General features: G+C 40.7%; 16 protein-coding genes, 4 tRNA genes, 1 other RNA gene and 1 pseudogene. 10 read left to right on the plus strand and 12 right to left on the minus strand.

Features of this window, described 5'->3' with window-relative positions:
* The 4 genes and pseudogenes from ACE3G9_RS04725 to ACE3G9_RS04740 form a co-directional block, all read left to right on the plus strand.
* Window positions 1-116: pseudogene (locus ACE3G9_RS04725) on the plus strand (IS982 family transposase); the annotation flags it as partial.
* Between the two features lie 147 nt (window positions 117-263).
* Window positions 264-815 (plus strand): carboxymuconolactone decarboxylase family protein, encoded by a 552-nt coding sequence (locus ACE3G9_RS04730; protein ID WP_449218580.1) that lies wholly within the window; start codon window positions 264-266, stop codon window positions 813-815.
* Window positions 816-926: 111 nt separating this feature from the next.
* On the plus strand, window positions 927-1,520 hold the full coding sequence (locus tag ACE3G9_RS04735; RefSeq protein WP_449218581.1) for a TetR/AcrR family transcriptional regulator: 594 nt from the start codon (window positions 927-929) through the stop codon (window positions 1,518-1,520).
* A gap of 91 nt (window positions 1,521-1,611) precedes the next feature.
* The gene (locus ACE3G9_RS04740; protein ID WP_449218582.1) at window positions 1,612-1,992 is read left to right on the plus strand and encodes a LysM peptidoglycan-binding domain-containing protein; all 381 of its coding nucleotides are present in this window, start codon (window positions 1,612-1,614) and stop codon (window positions 1,990-1,992) included.
* Between the two features lie 184 nt (window positions 1,993-2,176).
* Here the strand turns inward: ACE3G9_RS04740 and ACE3G9_RS04745 are convergent, their stop codons facing one another.
* The 7 genes from ACE3G9_RS04745 to ACE3G9_RS04775 all read right to left on the minus strand — a co-directional run bounded on the left by ACE3G9_RS04745 (window position 2,177) and on the right by ACE3G9_RS04775 (window position 8,020).
* The gene (locus tag ACE3G9_RS04745) at window positions 2,177-3,502 is read right to left on the minus strand and encodes an anaerobic C4-dicarboxylate transporter (RefSeq protein WP_449218583.1); all 1,326 of its coding nucleotides are present in this window, start codon (window positions 3,500-3,502) and stop codon (window positions 2,177-2,179) included.
* Window positions 3,503-3,768: 266 nt separating this feature from the next.
* Window positions 3,769-5,175, minus strand: a complete 1,407-nt coding sequence (locus tag ACE3G9_RS04750) for an 8-oxoguanine deaminase (RefSeq protein WP_449218584.1) — start codon at window positions 5,173-5,175, stop codon at window positions 3,769-3,771.
* A gap of 152 nt (window positions 5,176-5,327) precedes the next feature.
* A complete protein-coding gene (locus ACE3G9_RS04755) occupies window positions 5,328-6,863 on the minus strand; it encodes a nucleobase:cation symporter-2 family protein (protein WP_449218585.1) in 1,536 nt (511 codons plus the stop codon).
* Between the two features lie 518 nt (window positions 6,864-7,381).
* Window positions 7,382-7,466, minus strand: a tRNA-Tyr gene (locus tag ACE3G9_RS04760).
* A gap of 97 nt (window positions 7,467-7,563) precedes the next feature.
* Window positions 7,564-7,648, minus strand: a tRNA-Tyr gene (locus ACE3G9_RS04765).
* Between the two features lie 101 nt (window positions 7,649-7,749).
* A tRNA-Tyr gene (locus ACE3G9_RS04770) sits at window positions 7,750-7,834 on the minus strand.
* 101 nt (window positions 7,835-7,935) lie between these two features.
* A tRNA-Tyr gene (locus tag ACE3G9_RS04775) sits at window positions 7,936-8,020 on the minus strand.
* A 275-nt stretch (window positions 8,021-8,295) separates the two neighbouring features.
* Here ACE3G9_RS04775 and ACE3G9_RS04780 point away from each other — a divergent pair.
* Window positions 8,296-9,363, plus strand: a complete 1,068-nt coding sequence (locus ACE3G9_RS04780) for an efflux RND transporter periplasmic adaptor subunit (protein ID WP_449218586.1) — start codon at window positions 8,296-8,298, stop codon at window positions 9,361-9,363.
* Complete coding sequence (locus tag ACE3G9_RS04785) at window positions 9,363-12,476, plus strand: multidrug efflux RND transporter permease subunit (protein WP_449218587.1); 3,114 nt, start codon at window positions 9,363-9,365, stop codon at window positions 12,474-12,476. The genes ACE3G9_RS04780 and ACE3G9_RS04785 overlap by 1 nt, the downstream gene beginning before the upstream one ends.
* 142 nt (window positions 12,477-12,618) lie before the next feature.
* On the opposite strand, the gene ACE3G9_RS04790 is transcribed toward ACE3G9_RS04785, so the two are convergent.
* Entirely contained in the window at window positions 12,619-13,674 is a 1,056-nt protein-coding gene (locus ACE3G9_RS04790) for a PLP-dependent cysteine synthase family protein (protein ID WP_449218588.1), read from the minus strand.
* 145 nt (window positions 13,675-13,819) lie between these two features.
* On the opposite strand from ACE3G9_RS04790, the gene ACE3G9_RS04795 reads away from it, so the two are divergent.
* Window positions 13,820-14,278, plus strand: coding sequence for an Lrp/AsnC family transcriptional regulator (locus ACE3G9_RS04795; protein ID WP_417879461.1), 459 nt, complete (start codon window positions 13,820-13,822; stop codon window positions 14,276-14,278).
* 96 nt (window positions 14,279-14,374) lie between these two features.
* Here the strand turns inward: ACE3G9_RS04795 and tesB are convergent, their stop codons facing one another.
* Window positions 14,375-15,241: an acyl-CoA thioesterase II gene (tesB, locus tag ACE3G9_RS04800; RefSeq protein ID WP_449218589.1), complete on the minus strand. Its 867-nt coding sequence runs from the start codon at window positions 15,239-15,241 to the stop codon at window positions 14,375-14,377.
* Window positions 15,242-15,337: 96 nt separating this feature from the next.
* On the opposite strand from tesB, the gene ACE3G9_RS04805 reads away from it, so the two are divergent.
* Entirely contained in the window at window positions 15,338-15,787 is a 450-nt protein-coding gene (locus tag ACE3G9_RS04805; RefSeq protein ID WP_417878710.1) for a YbaY family lipoprotein, read from the plus strand.
* A 70-nt stretch (window positions 15,788-15,857) separates the two neighbouring features.
* Here the strand turns inward: ACE3G9_RS04805 and ACE3G9_RS04810 are convergent, their stop codons facing one another.
* Window positions 15,858-16,160, minus strand: coding sequence for an MGMT family protein (locus ACE3G9_RS04810; RefSeq protein ID WP_449218720.1), 303 nt, complete (start codon window positions 16,158-16,160; stop codon window positions 15,858-15,860).
* A 144-nt stretch (window positions 16,161-16,304) separates the two neighbouring features.
* On the opposite strand from ACE3G9_RS04810, the gene ACE3G9_RS04815 reads away from it, so the two are divergent.
* Together ACE3G9_RS04815 and ffs are read left to right on the plus strand one after the other, a co-directional pair.
* Window positions 16,305-18,326, plus strand: coding sequence for a diguanylate cyclase domain-containing protein (locus ACE3G9_RS04815; protein ID WP_449218590.1), 2,022 nt, complete (start codon window positions 16,305-16,307; stop codon window positions 18,324-18,326).
* A gap of 93 nt (window positions 18,327-18,419) precedes the next feature.
* An RNA gene (ffs, locus tag ACE3G9_RS04820) (signal recognition particle sRNA small type) lies at window positions 18,420-18,516 on the plus strand.
* 529 nt (window positions 18,517-19,045) lie between these two features.
* On the opposite strand, the gene ACE3G9_RS04825 is transcribed toward ffs, so the two are convergent.
* Entirely contained in the window at window positions 19,046-19,456 is a 411-nt protein-coding gene (locus ACE3G9_RS04825) for a septal ring lytic transglycosylase RlpA family protein (RefSeq protein WP_449218721.1), read from the minus strand.
* A 386-nt stretch (window positions 19,457-19,842) separates the two neighbouring features.
* On the minus strand, window positions 19,843-20,076 hold the full coding sequence (locus ACE3G9_RS04830; protein ID WP_417878712.1) for a thioredoxin family protein: 234 nt from the start codon (window positions 20,074-20,076) through the stop codon (window positions 19,843-19,845).
* Window positions 20,077-20,078 lie beyond the last annotated feature (2 nt).

The raw sequence follows: 20,078 nt of genomic DNA on the forward strand, positions 1-20,078 counted from the left end.
GCTGTATCAGCTTCATGGTGAATTTAGTCGCAGGATTAATTGCTTATAGTTTTCAAGAAAAAAAGCCGAGTATTAAAGTTACTCGGCTAGAAAAACAATTTCTTATGCAGATCTGAGGTTAGTTAATTATTATGTGAATAACAAGTATGTGAACGATCGTTCAAAATAAACTTGAACGACTGTTCAGGTTTGTGTATGGTGAATGGGTAGTACAGAGTCACCCTATAGAACAGCTTAAATTTTGTATTAATAAGGAAGCTATAATGTCTAATTTCAAAATCCATACACTTGAATCTGCACCAGAAAAAAGTAAGGCCGTATTAGAAGGTGCTGAGAAGCAAATGGGTCGTATTCCTGGATTATTTGGAGTGATGGCTGAGTCTCCAAATTTGCTACAAGCTTATATTCAATTGCATAAATTGTTTGCAGACAGCTCGTTTGATGCTGAGGAATTAACGGTTGTGTGGCAAACCATCAATGTAGAGCATGAGTGTCACTACTGTGTACCCGCGCATACTGGCATTGCCCATTCAATGAACGTTGATCCAGCAATCACGGAAGCTTTACGCAATCAGCAACCAATGCCAACAGAGAAACTTCAAGCTCTGCATTTGTTCACATTAAGCATGGTTCGAAATCGAGGAAATGTCTCTGAGCAAGAGCTGCAAGACTTTTTTGCCGCTGGCTACACTCAACAACATGTTTTAGATGTGATCCTCGGTTTATCACAAAAAGTGATCAGTAATTATGTAAACCATGTAGCAGAAACACCAATTGATCCAATATTTGAACAATTTAAATGGACGAAGAAATAACGCTTTCAAAGATATGGCTTAAGATGTGAATACCCATTGAAAGTCTGTACAATCATAAGAAAGTAAATAAAACCAAGTGATGTGCTGTTGCTTGGTTTTTTAGGTATAGTAATGACTAAACAAGCTAAATTTAATCGTGATCAAGTAATTGAAAAAGCGAAAAATCTTTATTGGGAAAAAGGCTATCACGCAACCTCTATGAGAAACCTACAAGAGGTTATTGATATGCGTCCGGGCAGTATTTACGCTGCATTTGGTAGTAAAGATAATCTTTTTAAAGAATCGTTATCACTTTATGCCAAACAAAATATGGCGCTACTGACGGATTGCTTGTCACAAGAAACAACTATTCTACTTGGCTTAAAACGCTTTATTACTCACATTATTATTGCAGATAAAGATCGGGCCCCTAATGGCATGTGCATGATAGTGAAAAGCATTGCGGAATTAACAGAAAGTGACTCTCCCGAGCTACTGCATGAAGCAACGACCATTTTATCGCAAATAGAAGCGACATTTTCCGATCTTTTCCAGCAAGCAATCAATAATGGTGAGTTTTCAACGGATAAAACCGCAAATGAATTAGCCCGCTTTTTTCAGGTTCAAATTATTGGCCTAAGAACTTATGCACGAACCGTCAAGCAACAAGCCGTTATAGAGAAGCTTCTTGATGATTTATTTACTGATTTACAGACTAGTCGATGAAAATAAATACATGAAACATTATTAATTCACTTGATATCTATAGGGTTTATTGACTAAATTAGAGACTTAAAGCAATCAAAGGTATTTGACTATGTTAAAGAGTAAACAAAAAATCATTACATTAACGATGTTAGCATCGGCTTTGGCTCTTTCTGGTTGTGCTTCAAACGATGAATTGATTGAACAGCAGAATCAACAAGCTGAGCAGCTAAGTTCTCTACGAGCTGACCTGCAAGCTCAAAAAGAGTCGAACCAGCAATTGGCAGATAAAGTTGATCAATTGTCGATAGATCAGGATGAAATCAAACAAATTATGCAAGATAAGTCTAGCATCTATGTGATCAAAGAAAATGATACCTTGTATCACATTGCCAATGAACACGATATGACGGTCGATGAGTTACAGCAACTAAACTCAGAAATTAAGAATCCAAAATCGTTATTAATTGGTCAAACGATCAGATTGAAATAATCGATTTAAGCTTAAGTAGACAGTAAAGTTTAGATATATAACAAAATTCTAATAAAAAATGGCTGATTAATTGATCAGCCATTTTTGTATCTAGTGTATGTGATGTTTATACCCGAAGTCATTGGGAGTGAATGAACGCCGTCAACAAAGCTTCAGCTTTAGGTACATTAGGCATATCGTGCTACTAGCCTAGTAAGGTAGTCGAAATAAAGTAACCAATCACAGTCGCAGTCGATACGCCGATAATACCTGGAATAAAGAAGCTGTGGTTCAATACATACTTACCAATCGATGTCGTGCCTGATCGGTCAAAGGTGATCGTCGCTAGGTCTGATGGGTAGAATGGGAAGAAGAAATAAGCATAGCAAGCTGGAATAACCCCGATTAATATTTCCGGTGGAATACCCAGTGAGAAGCCTAATGGGAACATAATTGTCAGTACGGCGGCTTGGCTTTTCAAGAAAATTGAAGTAGCAAACATCGCAAAAGCAAAAGTCCAAGGATGAACGCTAACAATATCGCTCACCATTTCAATTAAGTAAGGTTTGTGATGTTCAATGATAGTGTCACTCATCCAAGCAATACCAAAGATGATGATGACTGCTGACATCCCCGCAGTGAATACATTACTTTTGGCGATTTCTTTTGGATCGACTTTAGTACATAACAAAATAATAGCGCCGACGGCCAGCATTAAGAATTGAATGGCGACCGACATGCCCACACCTTGAGGTAATAGGTTCAGATCCTTACCGAACATTGCGACAAAAACCACGACTGCAATGCCGGCTAAGAACACACTTAAACCTGTTTTGGCCTTTTTGGCATTGGCAATATCATTATCGCCTTCGGCACTTTCATCAATTAATGCAGCTTTAAAATCTGGATTTTTGCAGCGCTCAATAAAAGCTTTGTCTTGATCGAGTTCTTTACCGCGAAATAAGCTCCAAGTACAACCCGCGAGTAAGCCACAAAATGTTGCTGGAATAGTAACCATTAACACATGAACCAATGAAATATCTAAATCATTTTTGGCTGCGGTTGCCATTACAACGGCAGCAGCAGCGGCGATTGGGCTAGCAGTGATCCCCATTTGTGAAGCAACTGAAGCCATCGCCATTGGACGCTCTGGACGAATACCTTTTTTAATTGAAACATCGTAGATAACGGGTAGAAGAGGATAAACACTGTGGCCAGTACCAACAAGAACGGTCAAAAGATAAGTACAAAATGGCCCTAAAAATACGATTTGATTCGGGTGTTTACGCAACAATCTTTCTGCAAATTTAACCAGTAATTTTAAACCACCCGTCGCTTCTAATGTTGCAGAAGCCGCAACTACTGCAAGAATAATCAACATCACGCTGATCGGTGGAGACCCCGGTGCAATACCAAAGACAAACGCTAAAACGGAAACGCCTAAGCCACCTAGTAAGCCAAAGGCAATACCGCCAAACCGAATTCCTGTGAAAATGACTGCTAACAACAGCAACATATGAATATAAAACATACCTGTTACCTCTAAAGTATTATGAATATAGAGAAGCTAACATTGTCGGTAGTGATTCATCTTGATCTAGTGCAACTTCAATTGGGTCTAGTGAAATACAGAAGAGATATTGTGATGTTGATAAAAGTAGTGTGATATTGACAAAAAATAGTGTGATGTCGGTAAGATAAATAAGCGGTATAAGAGAAGAGCCCTGATTTGCCTAAGGTAAGGATATTCAGGGCTCAATGATAAAGCTATTATATCTATTAATGTATTTACATCTATCAACGAAGCTTCATAGCCTTTTCAGCAAGGCGTTTCGCTGCGGCTCGATGTTGAGTTAACAAGTTTTCCAAGTCATGTCCAATAACATGGCCATCGTGAACTCGCCATTCACCGTTAATCATCACGCGGCCAGCTTGTTGTGCGCCACACATAATTAGTGCCGCTAGTGGGTCATGTGAGCCAGAGAAACGAATCTCATCTAGAGTAAACATGGAAATATCCGCTTGCTTACCGGCTTCCAAAGTACCGATGTCAGTGCGTCCCATTGCTGTCGCTGATCCTTTGGTCGCCCAACGTAGTGCATCAAGGTGCGACACATTGGCTGAGCCATAGCGCAAGCGTTGCAAGTACATCGCCATGCGCACTTCACCAATCATGTTAGAACCATCGTTAGACGCTGAACCATCTACGCCTAGGCCGACTTTTACACCTGCTGCTTCTAATTCGTTATTACGACAAATACCAGAAGCGAGCATCATATTCGATGTTGGGCAATGGCTGATACCTACACCAGCATTACCAAGGCGTTTGATCTCTTCATCATTAAAGTGAATGCCATGCGCCAGCCAAGTTTTATCATTTAGCCAACCGACGCTCTCAAGGTAATCTACCGGACGATGACCAAAGCGTTGCAAGCAGAATTCTTCTTCATCAATGGTTTCACACAGGTGAGTATGCATCATCACATTTTCTTGATGGGCAATACGTGAAGTTTCTTTCATTAAATCGGTAGTGACAGAAAATGGCGAGCAAGGTGCTAAGGCAATTTGCATCATCGCACCGTCTTCACGCTGGTGGTATTGATTAATTAACCTTAAGCTATCATCAATGATGGTTTGTTCGGTTTGAATAGTATGACGAGGAGGTAGGCCTCCATCATCTTCACCTAAGCTCATCGAACCGCGAGTCAGGATAGCGCGAACGCCGAGTTTTTTGGCCGTTTCAACTTGAATATCAATCGCATGTTCTAAGCCAACTGGAATTAAGTAGTGGTGATCTGAAGCGGTTGTACAACCAGACATCATCATTTCAACTAGCGCAACTTCAGTTGAAAGGGCATGCATTTCTTCATCAAGGCCGGCCCATACCGGGTAGAGGGTTTTAAGCCAATTGAATAGTTCTTTGTCTAACGCATCTGGGTAGGCACGAGTAAGCGTTTGATAAAAGTGGTGATGAGCATTGATTAAGCCCGGTGTGACAACATGATTTTTAGCATCAATCACAATGTCAATCTTGTGGCTTGGTTCAGTATTTAGAGCGACCAGCTCAAGAATGGTGTTTCCACGAACTACCACCCCGCCACGTGCATCTTGCGAGACGCCAGTATAGATATCGAGTGGATTTTTAATCCAAGTGGTGGTTAGGTTTTGATTCGCTAAATGTAGAGTATTAAGCGTTTGAGACATTCATAATTTTCCTTAGCCATCTCAGCCATTTCAGGGGAGAGGGTCTTATTTTTAGATTTGTTAATGATTATTGGTGTGACTACTTTTAGTTGTAAAAGACAAAACACAAAAGGTAAAAGCCGAACATGCCGACTTTTACCTTGGTATAGATTTTATTTCATCGCGGTACTCGGGGTGAGCCGAGATTGTGATTCGGATGAGGAAGCCTGTTGATCAGATAAATTATCATCTTCAGATTGTGCCTCAAGTAGGGTTTGGTTTCGTACCATTTCACGTTCAGCAGCTATAGTGGCGATTGCTTTTGAAATAGTTGCTTTTGATTCCATGACTTTAAATGCAGGTGAATGACATTCTTCATCTTTCGCCATTTCAACCACTTCTTGTTTTTTCATGGCTAATTCTTCTCGGCGGTTTTGCGGTAAAACCTGATGCAAGATAATCGCAACCAAAGTCCCGGTAGTAATGCCAGAGTGGAAGAATTCCGCCATCGCATGAGGTAAATGCTGTATTAAGCGAGGTTCAACCGTCACCGCTAAACCTGAAGCTAGGCTGACACAAATGATTAAAGCATTACGTTTGGTATCGGCCGCTTTGATTAGCATACGAATACCAGCATAAGCAATCATGCCGAACATAATGAACCCCACACCGCCTAGAACGGGTTTTGGAATGGTGACTGCAATTGCTGCCAATTTTGGAAATAAACCGCCAAGAATTAAGAGGCCACCTGTTGTGGCAACAACATAACGACTTGCTACACCAGTAATCCCTACAATACCCACATTTTGACTAAATGAAGCTAATGGCATACCTGTCATCAATGCAGAAAGCGTGCTACCTAGGCCATCACCTAAAACACCACGTTTTAAATCTTTACCCGTTACTTCTTTTTGGCAGTTCGCCCCTAATGCCATAAAGTCACCAGTAGCTTCTGCAACAACGATGATATAAGCCAAGCTCATACTTAAAATCGCTCCCCAAGAAAAAGTCATACCATATTTAAGAGGGGTCGGGCTGCCTACCCAAGAAGCTTCAGTGACTTGGTTTAAGTCGACCATGCCCATAGTTAAAGCGGCAATGTAGCCACCGACCAATCCAATTACAATGGCAGAGGCTGCGATCATACCTTTGCAATATACTGAGACTAAGATAACGATGCCCAGTGAGATTAAAGCAAGAAATAATTTTGGTAAGGTCGCGAATTCTTCACTACCTTTTGGCGCATCGCCAATCCAGCTCATCGCTACCGGTAGAATAGTTAAGCCGATTAATGTGATCACAACGCCACTCACCACATCAGGGAAGAGTTTTTTAATTTGCGTCATAAAGAAGCTGGCAAAAATCACTAAGAATGAGCCAACAAAAGCAGCACCCATAATGCCACTCATGCCATCTGCTTTACCGATAGAAATTGCCACGCCGAGAAAAGCAAAGCTTGAGCCCATTACAACTGGCAATCGGATCCCCACAGGGCCAAGGCCGACACATTGAATAATAGTGGCAATACCACCAACGAGTAACGCAGCGTTAATCAGGTCTGCAATTTCAGCAGCGGGTAATCCGACAGATGCCCCGACAATAAGAGGTACCGCAACGATTCCCCCTATCGATGCCAGCATGTGTTGTAAGGCCAGTAATAATGTTGTTCCAACAGGTGGGCGTTGGTTAAGCGTATATGTAAGCTTCATGACATTTCCTTAGTGTCTATTCCACTAGATTCTTATAGGTAGTATGGGTCTACCTTCCTAAGTTCGAATTAGCAGTTTTTGTTATATACCCAAATCATGTGGGTAGCTATATTTCTGCATCCATGTATGTATAGGTGTGCTTTAACATTAATGCAACAATATTGAATACAATCTATTTTGTAAATTAGCGTTGTTAATTTCTGCAAGCTAGGTCTAACTGGCAAGTTTTGTGCCAAAAAAGAAGTGAAATGTATTAAGAGAGGTTTCAGTTGATTTTGGTGAATAAGTAATTGTAATTAAAGGAAGGGTGGATCATGAAAGTGCAGGTTCCGTTATAAGGTGGTGCAAATTTGTTTGAGGAAAATTGCATACAATATGTGTGTAATATTGTTTTTTCAATATGGTGATTTTTGTGTTTTTTCTATGGCTAGAATGTGAAGTGAGGCAGATTTTAGACGAAAAAAAACCAACTGCGAGAGTTGGTTTTTTATGTCTTTTTATAATAAAAAGAAAAATAATGGTGGAGGGGGACGGATTCGAACCATCGAAGGCGGAGCCGGCAGATTTACAGTCTGCTCCCTTTGGCCACTCGGGAACCCCTCCACAAATTGTGTTTGTTCTTTAACAATACGAATGACCTGACATCGTATCTAGAACGTCTTGCTGATGCTAAAAGAAATAACATGAGCAAGTTGAATAATGGTGGAGGGGGACGGATTCGAACCATCGAAGGCGGAGCCGGCAGATTTACAGTCTGCTCCCTTTGGCCACTCGGGAACCCCTCCACAAATTGTATTTGTTCTTTAACAATACGAATGACCTGACATCGTATCTAGAACGTCTTGCTCGTGTTAAAAGGAATAAATAACACCAACAAGTTAAATAATGGTGGAGGGGGACGGATTCGAACCATCGAAGGCGGAGCCGGCAGATTTACAGTCTGCTCCCTTTGGCCACTCGGGAACCCCTCCACAAATTGTATTTGTTCTTTAACAATACGAATGACCTGACATCGTATCTAGAACGTCTTGCTCGTGTTAAAAGGAATAAATAACACCAACAAGTTAAATAATGGTGGAGGGGGACGGATTCGAACCATCGAAGGCGGAGCCGGCAGATTTACAGTCTGCTCCCTTTGGCCACTCGGGAACCCCTCCACAAGTGTGGAGCGCATAATAGCAAACTGTTTTAGGCTGTAAAGAAGTTTTTTTAAATAATTGATTAAGTGTTGGGTTTTCGAACTGTTCAGGCTTTGAGTGGTATTTTATTGAGCAAGTTGAGTAAGATTTAGTTGAAATTAGCTAACTTGAGAGCAAGCATTGTCTTTTTTAAAGATAAGTATATTTACATTGTTTTACGTTCAACCTATCTTTCTGCTGATAGAATAAAGCTTGTATCTTGAGCCTATTTAGGCATTTAAATGGAACTACTCATGGATAAAAAGTCACTTTCTTCATTTGGTATCGCCTGTTCTTTATTGATTGCCACTCCTTATATTGCGAATGCTAATGATAAACCAACAGGGATCCCTGTTGGCGCTCAAATTGTTCAAGAACACGATGTTCAACAAACACTCACCTTAGTTGCCAAATTATCGGCGCAAGAATCGGTCACCATTAGGCCGGAAGTCTCGGGCAAGGTAGAGAAGATCTTGGTGAATTCAAACCAAGAAGTAAAAGTGAATCAGCCACTTCTTATACTCGATGAGAAAAAAGCGCGCGCAACACTTAATGAAGCACGAGCTTATTATAATGATGAAAAACGTAAAGAAAGAGAGTTCGCCAGTTTGGTGAAGAAGAATGCCATTACTCAAACTGAATTAGATGCTCAACGTGCCAGTGTTGATATCGCCAAAGCTCGTATGGATGTCGCGTTAGCTGAACTGTCTTATCTTAATATCAATGCACCGTTTTCCGGTACCGTTGGCTTTATTGATTTCAGTAAAGGTAAAACCGTTAGCGCTAATGAAGAGTTATTTACATTAGATAATTTAGACAACATGCGTTTGGATTTGCAGGTGCCAGAAAAGTACCTTTCAAAAATCTCTTTGGGTATGCAGGTGAATACCCAAAGCCGAGCGTGGAGTGACCAAATTTTTCCTGGCAAGGTCACGCATATCAACACCCGTGTAAATAGCGCCACTTTGAGTGTGCCGGTGCGTGTTGATATTGCAAACCCTAATCATAAATTAAAGCCGGGTATGCTGATGTCTGCTACCTTAACTTTCCCTGAAATTCATAAACCTATCATTCCGGTACAGGCGCTCGAATACTCGGGGACTAAGCGTTACGTGTATGTAATTGAAAATGACAAAGTCACCCGTACCGAAATTATTTTAGGTGCGCGTATAGAAGATAAAATTGTAGTGGAATCTGGCCTTGAGGTTGGTAAGAAAATCGTCACCAAAGGTCTGGTTAATATGAGAGATGGCTTAAATGTCAAAGTCGTCGAGCAAGATTCACTCACAATGCCAAAGTCAGATAACCAAGGAGCGGAATAATGTGGTTATCTGATGTGTCGGTAAAGCGGCCAACGGTTGCAATTGTTTTAAGTCTATTGTTGTGCGTGTTTGGTTATGTGTCTTTTACCAAGCTAGCCGTTCGTGAAATGCCTGATATTTCGAATCCTGTCGTCACGGTATCGACCAGTTATGACGGCGCTTCTGCTAGCATAATGGAAAGCCAGATTACTACCATATTAGAAGATCAGCTTTCTGGTATCAGTGGCGTCGATGACATCCAGTCAGTTTCTCGAAATGGCAGTTCACGTATTACTATTACCTTTGATTTAGGTTATGACCTTACGACAGGGGTGAGTGATGTCCGTGATGCGATTGCTCGCGCGCAACGTTCTTTGCCAGATGAATCTGACGATCCTATTGTGTCAAAAGATAATGGCTCTGGTGATGCGGCGGTGCATATCAATCTTACCTCTACCAAGATGGATCGTACTCAATTAACCGACTACATCAACCGAGTTCTGATTGATCGTTTTAGTTTGATATCTGGCGTCAGTTCAATTGATATCAGTGGTGGCCTAGACAAAGTTATGTACGTAAAACTTGATCCCACTGCGATGGCTGGACTAGGGGTCACTACGACCGATATTCGCGATGCGCTAGAACGTGAAAACGTCGAAAATCCAAGTGGTGAAGTGCGTAATGACACCACATCGATGACGGTTCGCACGACCCGAAATTACTTAACCGAAGAGGACTTTAAATATCTAGTCGTTAGTAAAAGTAGTGATGGACATCCTCTTTATTTACAAGATGTTGCGAAGATTTACTTAGGTGCAAAAAACGAAAGTTCGATGTACAAGAGCGATGGTGAAGTCGGTGTTAGTATGGGAATTATTACTCAAACTGATGCCAATCCACTTGACGTTGCTCAGCGAGTACGAACAGAAGTCGATAACGTACAGAAGTTTTTACCAGATGGTACCTCATTAAAAATAGAGTATGACGCAACGATTTTTATCGATCAGTCAATTAGTGAAGTTTACAACACGCTATTTATCACTGGCGGTTTAGTGGTGTTAGTGCTGTATATTTTCCTTGGTCAAATGCGTGCAACGTTAATTCCTGCGGTGACGGTTCCAGTGTCACTGATTTCTGCCTTTATGGCGGCCTATTATTTTGGTTTCTCGGTTAACTTAATCACCTTGTTGGCACTGATCCTTGCGATTGGTTTAGTGGTCGATGATGCGATTGTGGTCGTTGAAAATATCTTCCATCACCTTGAACGAGGTGAACCACCATTACTTGCCGCGTATAAAGGAACACGAGAAGTAGGTTTTGCCGTTATGGCGACCACTTTAGTACTGGTGATGGTTTTCCTACCTATTTCCTTTATGGATGGCATGGTAGGGCTTTTATTTACCGAATTTTCCGTATTGCTTGCCATGTCAGTACTTTTCTCATCGTTAGTCGCGTTAACCTTAACACCAGTATTAGGCAGCAAACTGCTGAAAGCTAACGTAAAACCAAATCGTTTTAATCTTTGTATTGATAAATTCTTTGCTCGTATTGAAACCGCTTATCGCAATGGATTAATACATGCGATTCGTTTTCGTTGGTCAGCACCGGTGAGCATTATTGCTTGTATTGCGGTGAGTGGATGGTTAATGACCATGATCCCTAGTCAATTAGCACCCAAAGAAGATAAAGGTGTGCTATTTGCGTTTGTAAAAGGGGCGGATGCCACTAGTTTTAACCGTATGAGTGCCAACATGGATGAAGTGGAAAATCGCCTCATTCCATTGCTTGGTAAAGGTGTGTTGAAATCATTCAGTGTGGATGCTCCAGCCTTTGGTGGCCGAGCAGGTGATGAAACTGGCTTTGTGATCATGGTGCTAGAAGATTGGGATAAACGAAGCGTAAATGCACAACAAGCCTTGGGTATGATTAGCAAAACGCTATCTGGCATTCCTGATGTTCGAGTACGCGCGATGATGCCGGGTTTCCGTGGCGGCTCTGATAACCCCGTGCAATTTGTGCTCGCTGGTTCAGACTACCAAGAGCTTTCGAAATGGGCTGAATTCTTGCAACACAAAGGCGAAGCTGATGGTGTGATCACTGGTGGGGATTTAGATTATTCAGAAAAAACACCAGAGCTTGTCGTGACGGTTGATAAGCAACGCGCAGCCGATTTAGGCATCAGTGTCAGTGATATTTCCGACACATTAGAAGCTATGCTCGGTGGCGTGACGGAAACGACCTATTTAGAGCGCGGTGAAGAATACGATGTGTATTTACGTGGTGATGAAAATAGCTTTAATAACGCTGCAGATCTTAGCAAAATTTATTTACGTACTGATGGCGGAGAGCTAATCACACTCGACACAGTAACCCAGCTAGAAGAGATTGCTTCAGCGAACCGTTTGTCACATACCAATAAACAAAAATCGATTACCTTGAGTGCTAACTTAACGTCAGATTACACATTAGGTGAAGTGCTCGACTATCTTGACCAACAAGCGGTTGATAACTTGCCGAGTGATATTAGCATTTCATACAGCGGTGAATCGAAAGACTTTAAAGAAAACCAATCAAGTGTGATGGTGGTTTTTGCCTTGGCGTTATTGGTGGCTTATCTTGTTTTGGCTGCGCAATTTGAAAGCTTTATTAACCCGCTCGTTGTGATGTTTACCGTGCCAATGGGGGTGTTAGGGGGCTTTATCGGCCTATATTTGATGGGGCAAGGGCTCAACATCTATAGCCAAATCGGAATGATCTTGCTGATTGGTATGGTAACCAAAAACGGTATATTGATTGTTGAGTTTGCGAACCAACTACGTGATCGTGGCATTGAATTTGAAAAAGCGATTATTGATGCTGCAGTACGTCGCCTTCGTCCAATATTAATGACGGCATTTACCACTATTGCGGGCTCATTGCCGTTGATGTTATCTACTGGTGCTGGTTACGAAAGCCGAGTAGCTGTAGGTACAGTCGTGTTATTTGGGATGAGCTTTGCCACATTAGTGACCTTATTCGTAATTCCACAAATGTATCGTTTAATTTCGTTGAAGACACATTCTCCTGGGTATATAGAAACCTTGTTAGAGAAAGAATTAGAGAGAGATGCAACCACTCGTCCGGGGCATGGTTAAAACGTTACTCGTATACGCTTCGCTACGTATCTCGTGACTCGGATCTGTTGCTGTAACCTATCCGAGCCACGAGACGTGAAACGCCCGAGCTCCCAATAAACGTGAAATCCTATAATCTTCGCCTGAAAATATGTTGGAATGTTTATAAGTGGGTGATGGCTTTTAACGTTTCTTTAAACGGGGTGAGATCGGAAATATTTTTTTCCAACCACTCAGAATTATAGTGGCAGTTTAAATAACGATCACCACTGTCGCAAATTAAGGTGACAATTGAACCCGTTTCGCCTCGCTGAATCATTTCATGGGCGATATTTAATGCACCATATAAATTGGTCCCCGTCGATGGGCCCACTTTGCGGCCAAGAATGTTCTCTAGCCACTGAATCGTAGCAACGCTGGCAGCATCAGGAATAGTGCGCATTTCATCGATTACACCAGGAATAAAGCTTGGCTCTACGCGTGGGCGGCCAATGCCTTCAATTTTACTGCCTGAGTCAATCGTAATAGAGGCATCTCCATGTTTGAAAAAATCATGGAAAACGGAATTTTCAGGATCAACCACACACAGTTGAGTAGGGTGCTTTTTATAACGTAAAAAGCGGCCAATGGTTGCTGATGTACCACCTGTTCCTGCACTCATGACGATCCAAGAAGGAATTGGGTGAACTTCACGACTCATTTGGCAAAAGATGCTGTCGGCAATATTGTTGTTTCCACGCCAGTCGGTCGCACGCTCAGCGTAGGTAAATTGATCCATGTAATGGCCATTTAATTCTTCTGCTAAACGACGAGATTCTGCATAGATTTGATCTGAACGTTCCACTAGGTGAGCTTCACCACCATAAAATTGGATTTGTTCGATTTTTTTAGTCGCGGTTGATTTTGGCATCACGGCAATAAAACGTAAGCCTAGCAGACGAGCAAAGTAGGCTTCAGATACCGCAGTACTACCAGAAGACGATTCAATCACAGTCGTTTCAGGGCCAATCCAACCATTCGATAAAGCATATAAGAATAATGAACGTGCCAAACGATGCTTGAGAGAGCCTGTCGGGTGGGTACTTTCATCTTTAAGATAAATATCAATGCCGGATAAATACGGCAGATCCAATTTAATTAAATGCGTATCGGCTGAGCGTTGAAAGTCCGCTTCGATTTTATTGATCGCTTGGTTAATCCATTGTCTGTCTATGCACATAATATTAATCCTAATTCTTACTCGGTATCTAATGTAGGTAATTTACCTCTTAAATAAGGGAAAAAGATTGCTTTATTGGTTGTTAATTTCTTATATTGGAGAAATAAATTCCCCTATAGGTAGGTTTTAGAAAATGAAACAGTTGATGTTGGATAAAGTGGATAAAACATTACTTAATATGTTGCAACAGGACACCACAACATCTCTACAAGAATTGGCTGATACGGTCAATTTGACTACAACGCCTTGCTGGAAGCGCCTCAAGCGATTAGAAGAACAGGGCATGATTGATAAAAAGGTCGCGCTACTCAACCCTGAGAGACTAGGCTTATCTTTTGTCGCCTTTGCCCTAATCAAAACCAATAACCATTCGAATGAGTGGTATCAAGCTTTTGTCGATACGGTCAGTGAGTTTCCTGAAGTAATGGAGTTTTATCGCATGGCAGGGGAGTTTGACTATATGATGAAAGTCCTGGTCTCGGATATGAAAGCGTATGATGAATTTTATAAGAAGTTAGTCAATAGTGTTGAAGGAATTTCGAATGTGACTTCCACTTTTGCAATGGAGTCAATTAAATATACAACGGCATTACCAATTCGATAATCATGATGTTAATGAGCCACTTAATCTGATTTAGTATAAATTTAAGTCGCTCATTAAGTTTGTGGCTTTATATGTGCTGAAAAAGTATGCTAGAAACTATTTTTGAGTAAAGCGCATCACACCTTCTTGTATCGCGCTTGCCACTAGATTTCCTTGTCGATCAAAAATCTCACCACGTACTAAGCCTCGGCCATTACTGCTGGTTGGACTATCTATCACATATAACAACCATTCATCCATTTTAAATGGACGATGAAACCACATTGAATGATCAATAGTGGCGACTTGGAAGTTAGGTGTAAACAGCGAAACTTTATGTGGGAATAGCGCCGTGACTAGGAACCCCCAATCGGAAGCGTAACCGAGCAAGTATTGATGCAATATAGGATCATCAGGTAGTTCGCCATTGGCTTTAATCCATAAATATTGTTTAGCGGGTAGAGCGTCTGGTTTGAATGGGTTGTTGACGACGACAGGACGTACTTCAATTGGCTTCTCATGACAAAATGCACGTTGCATCGCAGGAGATAGTGCCTCTTTCATCGATTGAGAGATTTCTGTTTCTGAAGGAATCCCTTCAGGCCCTTGAATATTCGGCATTTTCGATTCTTGATGACCTAACCCTTCAAATTGGCCCTGGTAAGACGCTGTTAGATAGAAAATAGGTCGACCATGTTGAATTGCTTTGACGCGACGCGTGGATAAACTTTTACCATCCCGCAGTTTTTCGACATTATAAATAATAGGTTGATTGATATCGCCCGGGTGTAAAAAGTAGCTATGAAAAGAATGGACCGTTCTATCTGATTCAACGGTATAACCTGCGGCAGATAAAGCTTGTCCAATTACTTGCCCACCATAAACTTGCGGTAAGCCTAAATGCTCACATTCCCCACGGAATAAGCCAACTTCTAAACGTTCGAGTTGGTGTAAATTGAGTAATTCTTGTAATTGTTTGCTCATCAGACCTCCATATTGTATTGTCTAATTATTAACATGCGAGTTTGATATTACAAGACTGCATGATATTCACATCACAATAATTTATTAAGGAAACGCATGAAAAAGTCATTATTGTTAATTTCATCAATAATTATGGGAGTGGCAATGACAGGTTGCACAACAAATACCGATAAGACTTCACCAGTATCACAAAGCTCTAGCGAAGCGGTTAGCCTTGCAAGTGTTACGGGTAGCGTGTTCTATCTTGAACGTATTGCACTACCTGACAATGCGGTAGTGACTGTGACATTAGAAGATGTCTCTCTAGCGGATAAAGCGGCTGAAATCTTAGCGACAGATTCATTTGTTACAGGTGGCAAACAAATGCCATTTAAATTCAAACTTGATTATGATACGAATAAAATTGTACCGAACCATCGTTACAATGTTCGTGCTAAAATTGAGCTCGATGGCAAACTACGCTTCGCAACAGATACTGTTACTCCAGTGATTACTGATGAGAATAAAACTCAAATGGTTCAACTGCGTGTGATCGGCAGTCGTTAATTCGTATATTAATTGTTGTAATATCTGTGTGTAGCCTAGCCGTTTCATAGTTATGAATCAGCTAAATAGCTTAAGGTTGCCACAGGTATTTTTTTAAATTGACCTTTCCGGTTGCACTAACCTCAATACCATCTTGTTCCAAACAGCGTTTCTGCCTCTCTAAATCTGCTCCTTTTAATGATATTTGTCCTTGACTATTGAGAACCCTAAACCAAGGTAACTGACTCTCTTTTGGAAGTTTAGCCAATAACTTACCAACATGACGTGAATAACCAGGATAGCCTGCGTATTCAGCGATACGTCCGTAACTACTGACTTTCCCAATTGGGATCTGTCTTAATATATAAAAGACTTGTTGATTAAATTGGATCATTTTTTGATCGTTTTTCGCGGAATTCTCGATAGACATATCATTAAACCAGTGTAGAATGCAAGGCCAAATTATTGCTCGAAAAACACTCACAATACAAATGGGGTTTGCGATTTTTTGTGTTCTTATTATGTATTGGAGTTTGTGTTGTTCCTTCTATTATTTATTGCCCTTTCTCTGCTTACTATCTCACTTCCTACTTATGCAGAAGAAGTGCCAACCACGCCAATATCAATGCCGACCTATACTGTCGCCACACGTCTGGATGATATCGGTAATATTATTATCTTTGATGAACTATCTCAGCATTTCAACTTTAAGGTTCAATATCTCTATTTTGATCAGTTTGCACCGGTTCTAAAGGCAGTGAAAAATAAAACAGCTGACTTTTCTGCTAATGTGACCTACTCAGAAGAAAGAGCAAAATATATCGATATCTCTGAACCGACGAATGTCGAGTATACCTACTTGTTTACTAATTATAACAGTCATAGCCCGCATTCCATTAAGGAGATACATACTATTGCGGCTGCGAATGACTTAATTTTTAAAGATTTATTTCAACGTATTTATCCAAATATTAAAGTGGTTGAGTTAGATGATTTCGAACACGCCAAACAAATGATCCGTAGTGGAGAAGTGGATGGTGTTGTCGATAATATTTCTAAATTAAAGCTCTTTTTGAGTTATGGCTTTGATGCCCATGCACTAAATGGCAAAGTGCCAATTCAATCAGTAGGAATCGCAACCGCAAAAGGTTACCACACTAAATTAGTGAAAGAGATGGTGGCGTATTTACATAGCCCAGAAATGCAGAAAAAACTTCGCCAACGTATGGATAATTATCAATATGAAGTACGTAAAAAAGCATTGAGAAAACGCGTAGTAGAAGCCGGGTTTGATAACAGCAAACCACTTAAAGTGAAATTTGAGAATGTCATTTTATTATCTGAATATGATAAAAATCACAATGTCTTTGGTTTAATTGCCGACATATTTAATCAAAGCTGTGAAGTGTTAGGTCTAACCTGCGATGTGGTAAGTGACCCAGATGAATCATGGACAGGTATGTATAACGACTTACTCGATAATAAGATCGACATTCTTGGTCCGGTGACAATGTCGAGCCGTCGATTAGATAAGATGTATTTCAGTCGAGCCTACTTTACGTCAGAAGCCATTATTGTAAAACGATCGGGTTACAAAGAGGACGTTTATAAAACCATTTCTGAAATGATCATAGAGCGAATCAGTGTCGTAAAAGGAGATTACTACGATACTTTGCTGACCAATATGCTACCCGGACAAAAATTGTTCCGATATGCCGACCGTGTACAACAGATGCAAGCACTGGTCAATGGCGATGTAGACTACGTGGTACTGAACCGACAAAACTATTATAAAATGCTACAAGACAATGTTGCTGATTTCTCAACAGAAGAAGATTTGAGTATTGGCGTGTTTCATAAATCATCGATGACAGTGGCATTCCCCAAAACCGATCGAGGCTATAAGTTAGCCCAATTGTTTAGTTCCGCCCATCAGTTGATAGATACTCAATCGATTATTAATCAATATGATATCAAACCCGACTGGCAAGTAATCTTAAAAAAAGAGAAGGCTGCATCGCGTTATATCTATACGATTTTCACATTTTGTACCTTATTTATGGTGCTAGCCATTTGGTTTATGTATAAGCAGGCTATTACCGATAACCTGACAAAACTAAAAAATCGCCGAGCTTTATACCAAAAATATTCTCGAGGTATTCCGCCTCGAACAACCTTAGTCTATATCGATGTTAACAAATTTAAAGCTATTAATGATACCTACGGACACAGCGTAGGTGATGCCGCGTTAAAGCGCTTAGCTTATCTCATTTTACGCCATTGGCCTGAAGGAGCATTTCGTCTCGGTGGTGATGAATTTGTATTAGTTGGTAATGTATCTAAAGAGAAGCTAGAGTCGGTATTAGAACAAATACAAAGCTTCACCATTGATATTGATGCTGAGCACTCAATCGATGTTCATACTTCATGCGGTATCTCTCATTATCGAGAAAACCTAATGGAAATTGATGCGGTATTACACTTGGCCGATGAAAAAATGTACGCCGCGAAAGCTTATTCAAGAACGCAAAGTGACGAAATGTTAGTCAAACGATCATAGAATAAAACATTCACCTTGCATTGCTTCTCATCATTCGACATAATCACTGCACTCTTGAGTTGCACAGCAAACAAGATACAAAATCTATGGAGGCCCTGGTCCTCCCGCAATACTAGTTCGTGAACTTGGTCAGGCCTGGAAGGGAGCAGCCACAGCGAATGACGTGTGTGCCGGGATGTGGCTGGGGCTTCCACCTATCTAGCGTTTGAAAAAATCCTGAAAAATTTCAAAACCTAAATCTTCCACATCAAAATCACTTCGTTCGATCTAACTACTTCACCTAATAATAGTTGTCATATTCCAAAAAAGAAAATGCTTATCCAATTTGGTAAGTGTGGCTTATTATGCCTTAAAGTAGTTTGGTGTAACCAACGCCATCTCCGCTTCCCCTTATATTGCTTCTGCTGCCAAGTGACATCATCTCCCAAGGGGAAGAGCTAGTCTTTGTCGCTTGTAGTTGCAGTATCTACCCGAGATTCACCGCACATTATTAGCGCGTCATTCCAGCCGAGCCTAAGCGAGAGCAGGAATCTACTTATCACGCGCTGAATATTTGAAATGTATTTCTTCAGGCAAATACCATTATGCAACAAGCGTTCGCAAATAACTTCCTCCCTTTACCAATGAAAAATACTTGGCATCAAGATATACAGCTAAGGGAGGGTTGATGCGAATAATGTGTGTTTGCCTATGAAACAATAGTGTCAATTAAATAGAGACTAGTGCTTATATTTAAATGTATTACTATCATCAATAATCTCAATTTTGACCGGTATGGTTCCTTTCTTAACGTTGCTGATTTGTGTAAATGCTTGGTAAGAAAGGTCGATAACACGGCCTTTTACATAGGGGCCTCTGTCGTTAATTTTCACATCGACGAACTTATTATTGGTGGTATTTGTTACCCTCACGATAGTTCCAAATGGCAGGGTTTTATGAGCCGAAGTGTAAGTATTCATATTATATGCCTCACCACTTGCGGTCAGTTTTCCATGAAACCTGTTGCCATACCAAGAGGCTTGGCCAATAAGAGCATGGGAGTTGGCTGAATTCTTTGTTTTTGAGCCGCCGATTGCTGCGGTTGAGGTACACCCGGCTATCAACATAAGAAGGAGAGAGGGAAAAATCATATTTAGCTTTTTCAAGTGATTTAGATAATCTATTCCCTTCCACTTTCTCGGTTTTTGTCGTGGTTGACTCGGTAATATCGAGCTAAGCATAGTAAGTCCTTAGTCAAAGTTATCCTCTAGCATGATGTCTCAATGTTTTCATGTTCTGCGCTTTTTTCGGTCATACCCATGAAAGGGTTTGTTATTGATAGCGTCAAGTTAATCCTTTAGAGCGAATAATGTGAGTGAAGCTCTCTATGGGAAAGTTAAAACAAGCTTTATGCTGCGTTAAATTGAACAGAGATAGAATAACAATGATCAGATTCCACTTTTCTTGCCTAAAGCTTGTTTTATTCTTACTGAAACTCACACCTTGAAGTTACTTGTGTATCTATGAGTCACATAGATTATAAAAATTGAGCAATTTCAGCTTCATTAGGTACAGAGCCGGTATGAACGACTTGACCATCGACTGAAACTCCGGGTGTACTCATTACACCTGCATTCATAATTTCCATTAAATTCGTTTCTTTTTTCACGTTAATACTGATGCCTTGAGCCGCAGCAAACGCTTTGATTTTCTCTTCAGTAACAGTACAGTTTTTACAACCAGAGCCATAAACAATAACTTGTTTCATCATTC

The sequence above is a fragment of the Vibrio sp. E150_018 genome (genome assembly GCF_053544035.1).

Bases quoted from the DNA above. Each gene is read 5' to 3' on its own strand.
- ACE3G9_RS04730 (WP_449218580.1), top strand. From the start codon at position 264: ATGTCTAATTTCAAAATCCATACACTTGAATCTGCACCAGAAAAAAGT.
- ACE3G9_RS04735 (WP_449218581.1), top strand. From the start codon at position 927: ATGACTAAACAAGCTAAATTTAATCGTGATCAAGTAATTGAAAAAGCG.
- ACE3G9_RS04740 (WP_449218582.1), top strand. From the start codon at position 1,612: ATGTTAAAGAGTAAACAAAAAATCATTACATTAACGATGTTAGCATCG.
- ACE3G9_RS04745 (WP_449218583.1), bottom strand. From the start codon at position 3,502: ATGTTTTATATTCATATGTTGCTGTTGTTAGCAGTCATTTTCACAGGA.
- ACE3G9_RS04750 (WP_449218584.1), bottom strand. From the start codon at position 5,175: ATGTCTCAAACGCTTAATACTCTACATTTAGCGAATCAAAACCTAACC.
- ACE3G9_RS04755 (WP_449218585.1), bottom strand. From the start codon at position 6,863: ATGAAGCTTACATATACGCTTAACCAACGCCCACCTGTTGGAACAACA.
- ACE3G9_RS04780 (WP_449218586.1), top strand. From the start codon at position 8,296: ATGGATAAAAAGTCACTTTCTTCATTTGGTATCGCCTGTTCTTTATTG.
- ACE3G9_RS04785 (WP_449218587.1), top strand. From the start codon at position 9,363: ATGTGGTTATCTGATGTGTCGGTAAAGCGGCCAACGGTTGCAATTGTT.
- ACE3G9_RS04790 (WP_449218588.1), bottom strand. From the start codon at position 13,674: ATGTGCATAGACAGACAATGGATTAACCAAGCGATCAATAAAATCGAA.
- ACE3G9_RS04795 (WP_417879461.1), top strand. From the start codon at position 13,820: ATGTTGGATAAAGTGGATAAAACATTACTTAATATGTTGCAACAGGAC.
- tesB (WP_449218589.1), bottom strand. From the start codon at position 15,241: ATGAGCAAACAATTACAAGAATTACTCAATTTACACCAACTCGAACGT.
- ACE3G9_RS04805 (WP_417878710.1), top strand. From the start codon at position 15,338: ATGAAAAAGTCATTATTGTTAATTTCATCAATAATTATGGGAGTGGCA.
- ACE3G9_RS04810 (WP_449218720.1), bottom strand. From the start codon at position 16,160: ATGATCCAATTTAATCAACAAGTCTTTTATATATTAAGACAGATCCCA.
- ACE3G9_RS04825 (WP_449218721.1), bottom strand. From the start codon at position 19,456: ATGATTTTTCCCTCTCTCCTTCTTATGTTGATAGCCGGGTGTACCTCA.
- ACE3G9_RS04830 (WP_417878712.1), bottom strand. From the start codon at position 20,076: ATGATGAAACAAGTTATTGTTTATGGCTCTGGTTGTAAAAACTGTACT.